This window comes from Flavobacterium shii (genome assembly GCF_025847235.1).
GTDB classification, from domain to species: Bacteria; Bacteroidota; Bacteroidia; order Flavobacteriales; family Flavobacteriaceae; genus Flavobacterium; species Flavobacterium shii.
Genome location: NZ_JAOZEW010000014.1, coordinates 27,573 through 42,182, shown reverse-complemented (window position 1 = coordinate 42,182; position 14,610 = coordinate 27,573). Strand labels below are relative to the sequence as shown.

8 protein-coding genes are annotated in these 14,610 nt (G+C 33.3%); 5 read left to right on the top strand and 3 right to left on the bottom strand.

Going from position 1 to position 14,610, the window contains the following annotated elements; all coding sequences use genetic code 11:
* The first annotated feature begins 419 nt into the window (after positions 1–419).
* Entirely contained in the window at positions 420–1,847 is a 1,428-nt protein-coding gene (locus OIU83_RS13645; protein ID WP_264206818.1) for an alpha/beta fold hydrolase, read from the top strand.
* Positions 1,848–2,200: 353 nt separating this feature from the next.
* Here the strand turns inward: OIU83_RS13645 and OIU83_RS13640 are convergent, their stop codons facing one another.
* Entirely contained in the window at positions 2,201–4,612 is a 2,412-nt protein-coding gene (locus tag OIU83_RS13640; protein WP_264206817.1) for an ABC transporter permease, read from the bottom strand.
* Positions 4,606–5,331: an ABC transporter ATP-binding protein gene (locus OIU83_RS13635; RefSeq protein WP_264206816.1), complete on the bottom strand. Its 726-nt coding sequence runs from the start codon at positions 5,329–5,331 to the stop codon at positions 4,606–4,608. Before OIU83_RS13635 ends, OIU83_RS13640 begins: the two co-directional genes overlap by 7 nt.
* Before the next feature lie 280 nt (positions 5,332–5,611).
* Here OIU83_RS13635 and OIU83_RS13630 point away from each other — a divergent pair, with 280 nt between their 5' ends.
* The 4 genes from OIU83_RS13630 to OIU83_RS13615 all read left to right on the top strand — a co-directional run bounded on the left by OIU83_RS13630 (position 5,612) and on the right by OIU83_RS13615 (position 10,398).
* On the top strand, positions 5,612–6,958 hold the full coding sequence (locus OIU83_RS13630) for a sigma-54-dependent transcriptional regulator (RefSeq protein ID WP_264206815.1): 1,347 nt from the start codon (positions 5,612–5,614) through the stop codon (positions 6,956–6,958).
* Between the two features lie 5 nt (positions 6,959–6,963).
* Entirely contained in the window at positions 6,964–8,298 is a 1,335-nt protein-coding gene (locus OIU83_RS13625) for a sensor histidine kinase (protein WP_264206814.1), read from the top strand.
* A gap of 322 nt (positions 8,299–8,620) precedes the next feature.
* Entirely contained in the window at positions 8,621–9,061 is a 441-nt protein-coding gene (locus OIU83_RS13620) for a MarR family winged helix-turn-helix transcriptional regulator (RefSeq protein WP_264206813.1), read from the top strand.
* 2 nt (positions 9,062–9,063) lie between these two features.
* Entirely contained in the window at positions 9,064–10,398 is a 1,335-nt protein-coding gene (locus OIU83_RS13615; protein ID WP_264206812.1) for a S41 family peptidase, read from the top strand.
* 126 nt (positions 10,399–10,524) lie between these two features.
* Here OIU83_RS13615 and OIU83_RS13610 read toward each other — a convergent pair whose 3' ends face one another.
* Positions 10,525–14,355, bottom strand: a complete 3,831-nt coding sequence (locus tag OIU83_RS13610; RefSeq protein ID WP_264206811.1) for a M43 family zinc metalloprotease — start codon at positions 14,353–14,355, stop codon at positions 10,525–10,527.
* Positions 14,356–14,610: the final 255 nt, after the last annotated feature.

The window sequence follows — 14,610 nt, the reverse complement described above, 5'->3', positions numbered from 1 at the left end:
TACGCAAAGGATGCAAAGGTTTTAGTAGTTTTTTAGTTAAATAAAAATTAGTGGTAATTCGTGGCTAACTTTTTTTTAAAACATATTAAATCCTTTTAATCTTTTAAATCTGTGGCAAAAAATTAACCGCAATGTCCGCAAAGATTTACGCAAAGGATGCAAAGGTTTTAGTAGTTTTTTAGTTAAATAAAAATTAGTGGTAATTCGTGGCTAATTTTTTTACAAACATATTTAATCCTTTAAATCTGTGGCAAAAAAATTAACCGCGAAGTTCATAAAGATTTATTGTGGGTTCGCAAAGTTTTAAAATCTAAAATAAATATATGAAATGGGTTAACAATAAATCATATAATTATAGTAACTTTAAATCTGTATCTATTTTATAAACAGATCTGTAAACGGTTAAACTTAAATATATTATGTTACAAAAAATAAAGTCTATCAGAATTGATAAAATCTTAATTGCAGTAGTATTTTCAATGTTATCTCATGCTGTATCTGCGGCAACTCCTATGATACAAAAAGATACACTTGCTTGTAATGGGTTTGGTTACCTTACGCTTTATAAACCTGTTAAAACAGTTACCGATGTGGTTATTTGTATTTCGGGAGATGGAGGTTGGAATAAAGGAATTGAAGGAATTGCACTTCATCTAAAAAACGAAAACACTTTGATTATTGGTGTAGATATTCGTCAGGTATTTAAATACATGAAAAAAAGCAAATCGGCTTGCCTCTACCCTGCTGCCGACTTTGAACGTATGAGTCAGTTTGTGCAAAAAAAATTAGGCTACCAAACTTATACTATACCGGTACTTTTGGGATATTCCTCAGGTGCAACTTTAGTTTATGGATTGGTTGCCCAAGCACCTCAAAACACTTTTCGTGCAGGGATAGCAATGGGTTTTTGTCCCGACATACAAATAGACAAACCTTTGTGTCTGGGATCAGGAAAATTTATTAATACCAAGTTAGCCAATGGAAAAGGATATGATTTAGGTCCAGCTCAAAATCTAGCGACACCCTTTATATCGTTGCAAGGACAAACAGATCAAGTATGTAATTACCAGGCAACAGTAGCTTTTCTTAAAGATGTGCCTAATGCCAAAGTAATATCGCTTGCCAAAGTTGGACACGGTTATGGTGTAGAAAAAAACTGGTTGCCACAATTTATGCTGGCATATAACAGTATATTGGAAAAAAAAGATGAATCTATTCCCGAAGGAGTAGCAAAAAATCTTAACCTCCCACTCCATGTCACAAATTCTGCAGCAGGTAAAATAAGTCCTTATATGGTTGTTTTTATCTCTGGTGATGGTGGTTGGACAGATTTTGACCAACAAATGGCAACTTCATTTGCTTCAAAAGGCGCACCTGTAATAGGTCTTGATGCACTTAAATATTTTTGGCAGAAAAAAAGCCCAGAACAAACTACAGTAGATGTAGCCAGAATAATAGAAACTTATCTGGAAGAGTGGAAAAAGGAAAAAGTTATACTTATGGGATATTCCTTCGGTGCAGATGTTATGCCGTTTGTATACAATAGACTACCCGAAAAGTTTAAAAAGAACATATCTGGAGTAGGTTTATTATCACCGTCAAAAGATACCGACTTTGAGGTTCATGTTTCGGAACTCTTTAATATAGGCGATGCTCCAGCAGGACTTTCAGTACCAAATGAAATTAATAAAATCACAGATATACATCCAATCTGTTTCTTTGGGAAAGACGAAGATGACCTTCCTATCGAACATATCTCAAAGGAGAGTGCAAGAATTATATATCTGGACGGAGGACATCATTACACAGATTCATTTATTGAAGTCTCAAAAGCGATGATGCCTTAAACGCATAAGTATTATAAAGATGAAACGCAGATGATATGGACTTACTTCATAAAGACACAGATAAAAATAGATTTTTTAAAATTACAATAAGAAAAAATCCGTTCTTATCCGAGTTTTCATCTTTGACGAATCCGTGTCATCTGCGTATTAAATTATGCTTAATAAGAGTTCGCAAAGGATAAACTTAATCGAAAATCAGTATTGCTCTTCGACTCCGCGAGAGTGACAAGATTGCGATAAGATTAATTGAGTATATACGCTATTCTATAGATTATCTACTCAAACTTAGTCTCTCCTACATCTTTGTCCCATTATTTCTTAAAAAACCTTAGAACCTTTGCAACTCAGAACCTTTATTCATATTTCAAATACTTCAAAATATCGATTTTGGTAACCTGATATGCTTTTGCCAAAACAATTGTAAGCGTTAAAAACAATAAAGAGACAAAAGCGATTATAAATGGGAATACCTGAATATTTATTCTAAAAGCAAAGAAATCGAGCCATTGTTGCAATAAGAGATACGCGGGAATAATCCCTATTATGAATCCTATTATACAAAAGATTACATATTGCTTGGATAATTCCTTGAGCAAAACATTAGTCTCTGCTCCTAGTGTTTTTCTAATCGCAATTTCGCGTAATCTACGTTCCATAGAGAAAGAAGCCAAGGCAAATAATCCAAACACAGCAATAAGAATAACAATCACGTTTAAGAGCGAAAATAATTGACTTTGATTTTGATACTCTTTATAAGTTCGAGCAAAGCTTCTATCTACAAAATTGAATTCAAAAGGATATTCAGCATCTACTTTAGCCTTCCAGAATTTATCTATGGCGCCAATCGTTTTAGGCATATCCTGAGGTGCAATTTTAACCGAAATATTAAGTAAATCTTTTTGTATCCAGTCAAATGCTGTGATATGCATGAAAATCATTGGTGCAATACGATTTTGAAGTCCAAAATAATTGAAGTCATTAACAACTCCAACTACCTTTAATTTTCTATTTTCCCAAATAATTTCTTTATTGATAGGGTCTTTTTCCAGTAATGTTTTTGCAGCAGCTTCATTCAGTAAAACGTTACTAATACTATCCGACGCAATTTTATTTGTTAAATCCCTTCCCTTAATTATTCGTACACCTAAAACATCCAGCATTCCAAAATCAATTGCCATTTGCTGTGCAATAACCTCTTTATTATCTTTATAATGCATTCCAGACCACGAATTAACATCGTTTCCTATAGAAAATACTCCCGCCGAAACAGCCTGAACGCCTTTTATTTTTAAAAGCTCTTGTTTTATTGTTTTGTATCTTTCTAATTGATTTTTCCCTTTTTTAGGTTTAAAGGTAATATCCATTACCTGAGCACCTTTAAAACCTAAGTCTTTATTGGCCATATAATTTACCTGCTGATATACAATGAATGAACCAATTATGAAAAATGTCGCTATAGCAAATTGAAAAATCAGCATACCATTTCTAAGCCAAATTCCGCTTTTGCTACGAGAGAAATTCCCTTTTAAAACCTTCAAAGGCTCAAAATTAGAAACATATATAGCAGGTAAAACTCCAGCAACTAAAATGACAATTATAAAAATAAAGATTAATTGTACATAAAATTGAGCACCTTTAAGAACCAGATTTTTTGCCAAAAGTGAATTATAAAAAGGCAATGAAAGTTCTACAATTACAAGTGCCAATAAAAGTGAAAAAAGCGTAATTAAAGTCGTTTCAAATACAAATTGAGTAATAATTTGCGGTTTTGTAGCGCCTACTATTTTTCTTACTCCAACTTCTTTAGCGCGTTTTACAGCGTTTGCGGTAGCTAGATTAATATAATTTACAATAGATAACAGTAAAATAAGTATTGATAACCCCATTAAAATTTTTAGAAAATGAAGATTTGCTGTTCCTTCCGGAAATGGGTAATTTCCTAAATGAAGTCTCACACTAGGAAGCGGAAGTAATTTGGCTTTTACTGGCTCACCATACAGTTTTAAAAATGCTTCATAGGTTATTCCTTCTTCCTTAGCCTGTTTTTTAAAGTTATTTTCAACATAAATATTATTTAAATCTTTGAGTATAGCAGTTGTATCACTTTGCTTTTTTAGCTTTAGCATTAATCCGAAATTTAATCCCCAGCTATCCTTCTTTTTTTCCAGCTCTTCTTCGATTATAGTTGTAACTGCAGCGGGCATCACAGATGATTTTTGTGATAAACTATATACGCCGCGAACAATGAAGAAATTACCAGCATACTTAACCTGCTTTCCCATTGGATTTTCATTCTTAAACAAGCGAGAAGCAAGCTCTTCAGAAATAGCCATACTATTACGATCATGAAGAGCACTTTTTCTATTACCCTGAATAAATTCAAAAGGAAAAAAAGAAAAGAAACTACTTTGTGCTGAGAAAATCTTATTTACTAATTCTATTTTTCCATTATATTCTATGGTTTCTTTATTGTAATTAGTTGTAAAGTAGCAATAATCCTGTAAATTCGAAGAAGTTGCTTTTAAGATTGGACCTGGAACGGCCGAATTTACAGCCCAAACATTACCGCCACCAATATTATTAAGGACAGTGTAAATTTTATCCTTCCCGGGATTCCATTGATCATAGGAATGCTCCTCATTCCAATACAAAGTGGCAAAAATTAATCCTGCAATTCCAATACTCAAACCTAAAACATTTAAAGCCGTAAAAAACTTATTGTTTTTTATCTGATAAAAAAATATGTTGATCCAGTTTTTTAGCATGATTCCAGTTTTTTAGAATTAGAAACTAATACATCTACATTTCTGTTATTCATTTTTTCCGAAAGTATAATTCCGTCTTTCATTAAAACCGTTTTTTGAGAAAAAGACGCATCATAATCCGAGTGTGTTACCATAAGTATAGTTGCGCCATTGGCATGTAAATCGGTAAGTAATTCCATTACCTCATTTCCGTTTTTACTATCCAGATTTCCTGTAGGTTCATCAGCAAGAATAATTTTAGGATCATTTATCAAAGCTCTCGCAACGGCTACACGTTGCTGTTGTCCTCCCGAAAGTTGTTGCGGATAATGTTTTAATCGATGCGAAATCCCCAATACAGTTGCAATATTCTCTATTTTCTTCTTTCTTTCAGATGATGGAACATTATTGTAAATCAACGGTAATTCGATATTATCATAAACCGATAATTCATCAATTAAATTAAAATTCTGAAATATAAACCCAATATTTTCTTTTCTGGCTTTCGATTTAAATTTCTCTTTTAATCCGATCATCTCTTGATTTAGTAATAGATAACTTCCGCTTGACGCACTGTCCAGTAATCCTATGATATTTAATAAAGTTGATTTTCCGCTTCCCGATGGTCCCATAATAGATACAAAATCACCTTCATTAATAGTTAATGTAATTTCATTTAATGCACTGGTTTCTAACTCCTCGGATCTAAAAATTTTAGAAAGTTTGTTAATGGTTATCATGATGATTATTTAATGGTTATTGATTTCTTCATACTTTTTTTATTGCCGAGGTAAAAGAAACAGGTTCGAAATTAAGATAATTAACAATATAATTGAGAAATACCTTTTTTTGTTACTTTTACTTGCAATTATGATGCTCATACTTAATGATTTGTTAGTCCTAATGTGATTTTCATGCCAAAATTTTAAACATTGTAACTGCCTTATTTTTAGATTTTTATTTAAAGCCAAATTTTAAAGTGTCCATTATTGGACATTATTCGTCCATAACCGAACAAAAATGAAAAAGACAAACGCCTCAATATTAATCATAGACGACCAGGAAGACATCCTTTTTGCGTCCAAAGTGTACCTGAAAAAGTATTTTGAGAACATTTACACGCTCAATAATCCAAAAAATATCGTCGAATTATTGGCAAAAAATGCCATCGATGTAGTTTTGCTCGACATGAATTATCGAATAGGTTTTGAGGACGGAAAAGAAGGTTTGTATTTATTAAAAGAGATAAAAACGCTTTCGCCAAAAACAGTAGTTATCCTAATGACGGCTTTTGGTAAAGTCGAAACGGCTGTAGAAGGATTAAAATCTGGAGCTTTTGATTATATCTTAAAACCATGGGAAAATAAAAAATTATTAGAATCTGTAAAACAAGCAGTAGATAAATCTCGTAAAGACCAAAAGAAGTTTAAAGACCACCAACCTGCCGATGATTTCTTTGTAGGTAATTCAGACATTATAAAAAAAGCATATTCATTGGCAGATAAAGTAGCTAAAACTGATGCCAATGTTTTAATATTGGGCGAAAACGGAACAGGTAAATTTGTTTTGGCACATCATATTTACGGTCAATCCGAAAGGAAAAATAACCCGTTTATTGCAGTTGATTTGGGCTCGCTGAATTCTAATATATTCGAAAGTGAATTATTTGGCTATGCCAAAGGAGCTTTTACCGATGCAAAAATTGATACCCCAGGACGTTTTGAAATGGCTCAAAACGGAACTATTTTCTTGGACGAAATAGGAAATGTCCCGCTACATTTACAATCAAAACTGTTACAGGTTATACAAACTAAAACCGTAACCCGATTAGGAGAAACAAAACCCAGACCGCTTAATGTGCGTATCATCACGGCAACCAACTTAAATCTTAAACTAGAAGTTGAGGATAAAACTTTTAGAGAAGATTTATATTATCGTATTAATACCATGGAAATAGTCTTGCCTCCATTGCGAGAACGTAACGAGGACAAAATTCCTCTGGCAGAATATCTTTTGGAAAAAATGATAACAAAATACGATAGAGATAAAATTACTTTTGACAAAAAAGTATTCGAACAAATCGAAAAGCATGCTTGGAAGGGGAATATCCGTGAAATGGAAAACAAAATCGAGCGCGCTGTTATTCTTTGTGAAAACAATCGCATTACAGTTTCTGATTTAGATTTAAGCGAAATAACAACTTATGACGAAAATCCGGATGATATTCAGCTTTCGTCTGTAGAAAAAGCTACGGTTGAAAAAGCTTTGCTTAAAAACAATAATAACATTAGTAAAACAGCCGAAGAACTAGGATTATCAAGAGGCTCATTATACCGACGTTTAGAGAAATATAACATAAACCCATAAGAGATATGTTTAAATCATTAAAAATATACAACCTTCTTTTCCTGAGGTTAATACTTATTTTATTGGGTATCGAAATTTCTATTTACTCTTTTAAAAAGGATTTGATTTTCACGGCTATATTTGGCTTGTTCATTGTTCTTTTTCTTATCCGAGAAATGTATTTATATGTTCGAAATTTCGTTTTACTCTATAATAAAACTATAGGTTCTATATTGCAAAATGATTTCACTTCAGACTTTTCTAAGCTAAAGTTCAATAAAAACTATGATGATTTATTTAATCTGTATGATACTCTAAAAAACAAACAAAAAGAGGAGGTTTCAAAGGATATTATTTATCGTTCTATATTAAATAATATTGAAACTGGAATTTTCATTTTGCAAAAGGAAGGTAATGACTGGAACATTTTTTTAATGAATGATTATTTTTCCACACACTTTGATGTTCCAAAAATCACAAAATGGAAATACTTAAAAAATCATTTACCTTCTTTATGTGAGGTTATTGAGGGACAAGATTTTCAAGAAATTAAAACATCATTAGAGATTCGTGTAAATCATGAAAACGTACAAACATTTGTGATGCAAACTTCCAGAACAGAAATTTGTAATTTGGATTACTTTATTGTTTTGCTGGACTCAATTCAAAATGTAGTAGAGAAAAAAGAGAAAGAAGCTTGGAGCAATTTGATGAAAGTCATTTCTCATGAACTTTTAAACTCCATCACTCCTATTCGTTCCATTTGTCAAAACCTGCAAGACTTGGTAGAGCAAGATACGATGTCGGCCGAAGATCTGGAGGATATAAAAAATAGTGTTTCCACGATGTTGAGGCGAAGCGATCATTTGCAAAAATTTGTAGAGGGTTATCGAAAACTAGCTATGTTGCCATCTCCCAAAAAGGAGAGAATAGATTTGCAATATTTGATAGATAATACTCTTAAAATCATGAATCCATTATTCAGAAAAAATCAAATAGAAGTTATAAATACAATCACTTTTAATCGCTCGATAAATGTTGATTCACAACAAATGGAACAAGTGCTGATAAATCTTCTAACAAATTGTATTTATGCGCTTGAAGACATTCACAATAAGCAAATTTTCATTTCGACTGAAGCCAAAGAAAACAGAACTTTTATAAGAATTACAGATAATGGGAAAGGCATAGAAAAGGAAATAGAAAACAAAATATTCTTACCCTTCTTCACCACTCGACAAGAAGGCGCCGGAATAGGATTAACATTATCCAAAAGTATTATAGAGGCTCATGGCGGTTACCTAGCCTATAAGAATGAAGATGGAAAAACTACTTTAGAAGTTTGTTTGATTGAGGGATGATTTTATTGTCTTACTATTGAATAATCTTTACAAATAGGCTAAAAAGATAACTAACATATGCCTTCAAGTAGCTCCAACAAAATTATTTCCAGTTTCTTATGGAGATTTTTTGTAGAACCTGGCTCCTAACCTATTCTCTCAAGAAACCACAAAAATAATGCGCAAACGTCTTTTTGACTTTTGCGCTTTTTTATGTCTTCTTAAACAGTTAGTTCCAACCTCAAAATTATTTTCTTTTTACTTTTTTACAAATATTATTCTAATATTAGAATAAATAATTATATTTGATATATCAAGTAATTCAATATATAAACAGTTCAATATGAAGCATAAAAACCCAACTGGAACAGTACTTTACACCATTGAGCAGGCAATTAAAGAATATAGGAAAGTTTGTCAAAAGAACATACAGAAGATTGTAAGTGATATTACAGTCGATCAATGTTTAGTATTAATTATCTTAAACGAAAACTCAAAAATTTCTCAAATAGAAATGGCGAAACTAATCTTTAAGGATAATGCTTCGGTCACCAGAATAATTGAATTAATGGTTAAAAAAGATTATCTGTCAAGAGAAATAAATGAACTTGATAAAAGAAAATCGAAGCTTGTAATAACCGAAAAAGGGCAAAAAACTATTGGTTTATTGACGCCTATATTTAAGCTAAATCGCAAAACAGCACTTGATGGACTGGCTATTGATGAAATAGAATTACTTGACAAACTACTTCATAAAATAATTTCTAATTGTAAAACTGCATAAAAATGAAACACATTATAACTTTAGCATTGTTACTATTCTCGATTTGTGGATATTCACAAAAAGAATCGATTCAAAAAGAAGAAATCAATCTTACGGAATTAAACAAAAAACAAATCATCGATTCGCTAATCAAGGAACTCGATGAGTTTTATATTAGACCAAACGCTATTGGCGAAATAAAGAAAAAACTGAATGAAAATTATAAAAAAGGAAACTATAAAAACATTTTAAATCCAAATGAATTTGCTCTTAAACTCACCACAGGTCTCTTGGATGTTAGTAAAGATTTACATTTTAGAGTGATGTATGATCCGCAATGGTCGGATAGTCAGTTAAAAAATATTGATAATGAGTCTCGTAAGAAAATTAAAGCAGAGGAATTAGCAGAAGCTAAAAAGAAGAATTTTGGATTTCAACAAGCTCGAATTCTGGAGGGAAATGTTGGATATTTAGAATTTACTTATTTTGAAGATCCTGCAATAGCAAGCGAAACTGCCGCATCTATGATGCAATTTTTAAGTAATACAGATGCACTAATTATAGATTTACGCAAAAATAATGGTGGAGCAATGGAAATGGGACAATTTATTAGTAGTTACTTTTATTCGGATAAAGAACTACCGCTTTATAAATATTATTATTACGAGAAAAACAGAAAAAAAATAGACAGAGAAATGTGGCTGTTGCCATCTGTCCCAGGTAAACGTCTGGATGATATTGATATTTATATTTTAACGAGTGGAGCTACTTTTTCGGCTGCCGAATGGATGAGTTATTCGCTTCAAAATTTAAAACGGGTCATTATTGTGGGCGAAAAAACGGCAGGCGGAGCACATCCTATTGATCGAAAAGTATTACCGCAAGGTTTTTCTGTAAATATTCCGTTTGGAGAAGTGAAAGATCCTATCACAAATCTTGATTTCGAAGGAAAAGGTGTTGTACCAGATGTTCTTTGCAAAAGCGAAGAGGCAGTAAATACTTCGCATTTATTAGCCTTGCAAAAACTAGCCTTAAAAAATGAGGATTCATCAAAAGATATTGATTGGTTTGTTCCTGTTGTAAAAAACAGACAAAAACCGGTAAATGTAGATCCTGCAATTTTAAAATCATACCAAGGAAAATATGGTAAAACAGAATTGATATACGAAACAAATAATTTATATTATAAATGGGATAATAGGGTTACTCTTTTGCTAACGCCTTTGGAAAAAGATTTATTTTTGGTTGATGGAATAGATAGTTTCCGTATTAGAATAATTTCCGAGAATAATTCAATAACAGGAATCAAAAGAATCTATCAGGACGGACAGGAGAGAATTTATAAAAAAGACCAATAGATAAGAAACACAATAAGACACAAAAAGTATAGTTTTTTACATTAACAAATTGCAAATAAAAACCCGTTGAAAGGCTTTCTTTCAACGGGTTTAGTTTAGCATTACTCTCTTAAAATAAGCAGTAATTTATTTTTTTAATAATTTTTTGCTTTGCTTAAAAGTACCATCTGTGAGTATTACATGATAAATACCAGTTGGTAAATACTGTAACGTATAACTGGATGCATTGCGAATAGTGTCAATTATAACCCCATTGTTATTGTAAATCGTAATCACTGCCGTTGTACTATTTACATTTTCGAAAGAGAAATTAAGAACATCTGAAGCTGGATTTGGATACATTGCAAAAGATTTATTACCAGTTGATATATCATTGACTTCGGCTCCGGCAAGAGGAAGATTTATATCAAGATAATTACTCCAATCGCTCGTTCCTGCTGCGTTTGTTGCTCTTACTCTAAATCTATACGCAGTTTCTGTACTTTGTTTTGGAATCCATAAATAATACGTAGTTGATGTTCCAATAGTAGCCCATCCAGTTGCAGCTTTATACAACTGTACCTCGTAACCTGTGGCACTGGTTACTTGTGTCCATGATGCATAGAATCCAGAAGCATAAATTCCTGAGTTAGTAATATTTGTAGGTGTTGCCAAAGTTACTGGATTTGGATTTGTAGGTCCGAATGTTACCGTATAATCTTCGACTTCTCCATCGCCAATACTTCCGCATGTAGATTCAGGGTTTGCATTGTACTTCATTACAATACGCATTCTGGTAGTTCCGGTTGCATTTGCTACAGTAAAATTACCCGTAACTGTACCATTTGACGAAAGTCCATTAATTACTTTTTCTGAAGCTTCGAATGTGTTGTTTTTGTTGTAATCAATCCAAACTCCCCAAGATTCTGTATAATTTGAGCTTGAGAAACCAGGAGTTAAACTTACTGCAACACTAGCATTTGGAGTCAATGTAATATTCTTAGAAGTATAATTTCCATACCCCGAAGTATCTGCTCCAGATGTATTTGTGAAACTTCCAATTACTACCTCTTTAATATATTCGTATTGATTAGTTCCCTGAGCGCTACAATAAGCTGAAGTGGATGTGATTACAGCCGTTGCAACATTCGAATAATCAGAATAAGTAGTGTTTGCATTTGCTCTCACTCTGTATGTATAAGTATTTCCTGCGGTAAGCCCTGTGTTTGTATAAGTTGCTACATTTGCTCCAAGCGTGGCGATAACACTATAAACACCATCTGTTGAGGCTCTTTCTAAAGTATATGCTGTTTCATTGGTTGCATTATCTGTCCATGTTAATATAGCTTGAAGTGAAGTTGAATTGGCTGTCGCTACTAAATTTGTTGGCGCGGCAACAGTTGTTCCGCTTGTTGCTCCTGCTATTATAGCTTCATAAGGTTTGGTGTTATAGGCATAATCTGTAATGGTATATCCATCCCCGCTTGCAGTTACTTTAACTTTAAACCATCCGTAGCAAGCTCTACCTCTGCTTGTGTATTCAAAACCTACATAACCGGTTTGATTATCCCAAGCTGTGTAAGTTGCTGTACGCAAGTCCAATTGGTCAGGATATGCTGCCCCCGGAGTTACAAATGTGCTTGTAGAACCTATAGAAGTTCCTGCAGCAATTTTTGCAATATTTCGTGTACCTGTTACACCTACTAATCTTTTACCATAGGTTTCGATTTTTAGTGCATTGGCTGCAAATTGCCAAGCTCCGTATTCGGTATTATCTCCTATACCAAGATCAATATATTTCCAGGTAACTGCTGGAGATACTACATAATCTGGATTGTCTACATAAACGATTCCGTATGGAGCATCGAATTTTAAATTTATTGTTTTTACTGCATTATCGAGTGTTACTATGCCTCCTGTTATTGCAACATCTTTAAATGTAACTATTACTGAAGCGTCATTTGCCGGTAAATGTGAACTTGCTTTTCCTGTAAATGTAAGTGCTACTTTGGAGTTACTTTGTAATGTTAAAACGGCAGTTAAACCTGCTGGAACTCCCGAAATAGTATAATCGGTACCTGCGGTAAAAGTTCCTGTACTTTTGGTAAAAGTTCCATTATTGGTAGATAATGAGATTTCGGTATTAGAGGTAATTCCGCCATCATTTGCGTCTCCTTCATACAAAGTATTGGCAGATAATACTACAGCGGTTTTTGCCGTCATGCCTGTATATATTGATGCTCCCGGTTGGGTGTTATACGCATATTCGGAGATTGTATATCCATCTCCATTTGCGGCGACAGTAACTTTAAACCAGCCATAGCAAGTTAATCCGTCTATTAGGTAGTCAAAACCTACATATCCTGTTTTACCATCCCAATTTGTATAAGCTGCTGTGCGTAAATCCAACTGATTAGGGTATGCTCCTGGTGCTGTAAAATTACTTGTAGTTCCTACTTGAGTATTTGCTCCTAATAGCGAAATATTTTTTGTACCTGTTTCGCATACTAATTTTTTGGCATAGGTTTCGATTTTTAACGCATTTGCTGCAAATCTCCATCCTCCAAAAGCAGAATCATCCCCTTTTTCGATTTCAAAATATTTCCATGTAAGTGCCGATGAAACAGTTACGTCTGGCATATCAACAAAGAAAATCCCATAGGGATCCACATATTTAAAATCGTAATATAAGCTTGTACAAGATAAACCTGTAATGCCACCAGAGAATGCAGCCGGTAAAAATGTAATAGCTCCTTTTATATTATTGGATACTAAATGATTTGTCGCTTTACCTGTTAATGTTACAGTTATTTGTGAATTGGAATTAACTGTAAGTACTGGTGTAATTCCTGCTGGAAATGTATGCGTAAAATGTGTTCCTGCGATCATTGTTCCGGAACTAAGTGTGAGTATTTTTGTTCCTGATAGTGTGATTATTGATGCTGTGTCGAAAGAGCCATCATTTGCAACAGCTTCCTTAAAAGAACTAGTATTTGCAGTCAGTAAGCTTCCGGTGTAATTCACTCCGGTTGCAATGAGGTTGCTTTCTTGCCATAGTGTTTTTCTTGCAGGATGTTCCAAGGCCGCGAGCATCCGGTCAATTTGTCCCTGAGTATACATTTTATAACAACCTTGTGCTCCGTTGTATCCCATGTAATTTTCATTGTTTACCCGGTCTCCGTTACAATTTGTTCCTTGAGTGCAGGCTAGTGTATGTTTCCCATCCTCGAGAGGAGTGTCATCTACTTCATCTGTGCCAGTACATCCGCCTTCGAAAGTGTGTATTAAATTCATGAAATGTCCAAATTCATGTGTTAATGTAGCCGAAAACTCTTTACTGTATGAGTTATCATATAAATAAGCTCCATTAAAAACAACTCTCGCCGTGTTACTGGCTGTCATTCCTGAGTCTGGGTACCATGCAACGCCAGAGTTATTGAGTGTTCCATCCTGATACAGGTCATTTTGGATATAAACATTCATGTACTTTGTATTGTCCCAGGCATCTGCTGCAATTTGATCATCATATCCACTACCATTGCCGTAACCGTTTTTGGCAGAATGGAATATAACTCCGGAAGTGCAGCCTCCATTTGGGTCAATTTTGGCCAACTTAAATTCAACATTTAATGTACCTCTTCTGGCTTGAAAAAAGGGATCAACCGTTGCATAATCGGCATTACGACCGTTAAAATCATCATTAAGTTGTGCTAAGTGATTAACGATTTTTTGATAAGTAATCGTTTTTCCGCTTTGAACATCGCCATATATATGAAAAACAACAGGAATCACATACGATGTCTGTAATACTTTGGAAGTTTTAGATTTTCTTTCGGATCTAAACTTTTTACTAAATGCATCAAAATCTTGTCTTTCTTTTAATGCATTAGGGCTCTGTTTGTAAATCTTATCATTTTCTTCTTTTGCTCTACAAGGCAGGCCTTGGGCGCTTACTTTGAGAATGAAAATGAACGCCATAAATAAAAATAATTTTAGTTTCATAATATTTTTGGGGTTTGTTAATATTGAGACCAAAGGTATTTTTATTTATGATGATTTTTTTGTACTATTTTACGCTGTTTTGATACGAAATAATCTATAAATTAACTATAAAATTACTGTATATGTTTTTTAAATTATAAATAATTAAGTTTTTTATTAATTTAAACAAATCCTGGAATAGCTCAGAAAAGCAAGAATATTGCAGCATTAAGTAGGTTTATACTTGATAGT

Bases quoted from the DNA above. Each gene is read 5' to 3' on its own strand.
- OIU83_RS13625 (WP_264206814.1), top strand. From the start codon at position 6,964: ATGTTTAAATCATTAAAAATATACAACCTTCTTTTCCTGAGGTTAATA.
- OIU83_RS13630 (WP_264206815.1), top strand. From the start codon at position 5,612: ATGAAAAAGACAAACGCCTCAATATTAATCATAGACGACCAGGAAGAC.
- OIU83_RS13635 (WP_264206816.1), bottom strand. From the start codon at position 5,331: ATGATAACCATTAACAAACTTTCTAAAATTTTTAGATCCGAGGAGTTA.
- OIU83_RS13620 (WP_264206813.1), top strand. From the start codon at position 8,621: ATGAAGCATAAAAACCCAACTGGAACAGTACTTTACACCATTGAGCAG.
- OIU83_RS13640 (WP_264206817.1), bottom strand. From the start codon at position 4,612: ATGCTAAAAAACTGGATCAACATATTTTTTTATCAGATAAAAAACAAT.
- OIU83_RS13610 (WP_264206811.1), bottom strand. From the start codon at position 14,355: ATGGCGTTCATTTTCATTCTCAAAGTAAGCGCCCAAGGCCTGCCTTGT.
- OIU83_RS13615 (WP_264206812.1), top strand. From the start codon at position 9,064: ATGAAACACATTATAACTTTAGCATTGTTACTATTCTCGATTTGTGGA.
- OIU83_RS13645 (WP_264206818.1), top strand. From the start codon at position 420: ATGTTACAAAAAATAAAGTCTATCAGAATTGATAAAATCTTAATTGCA.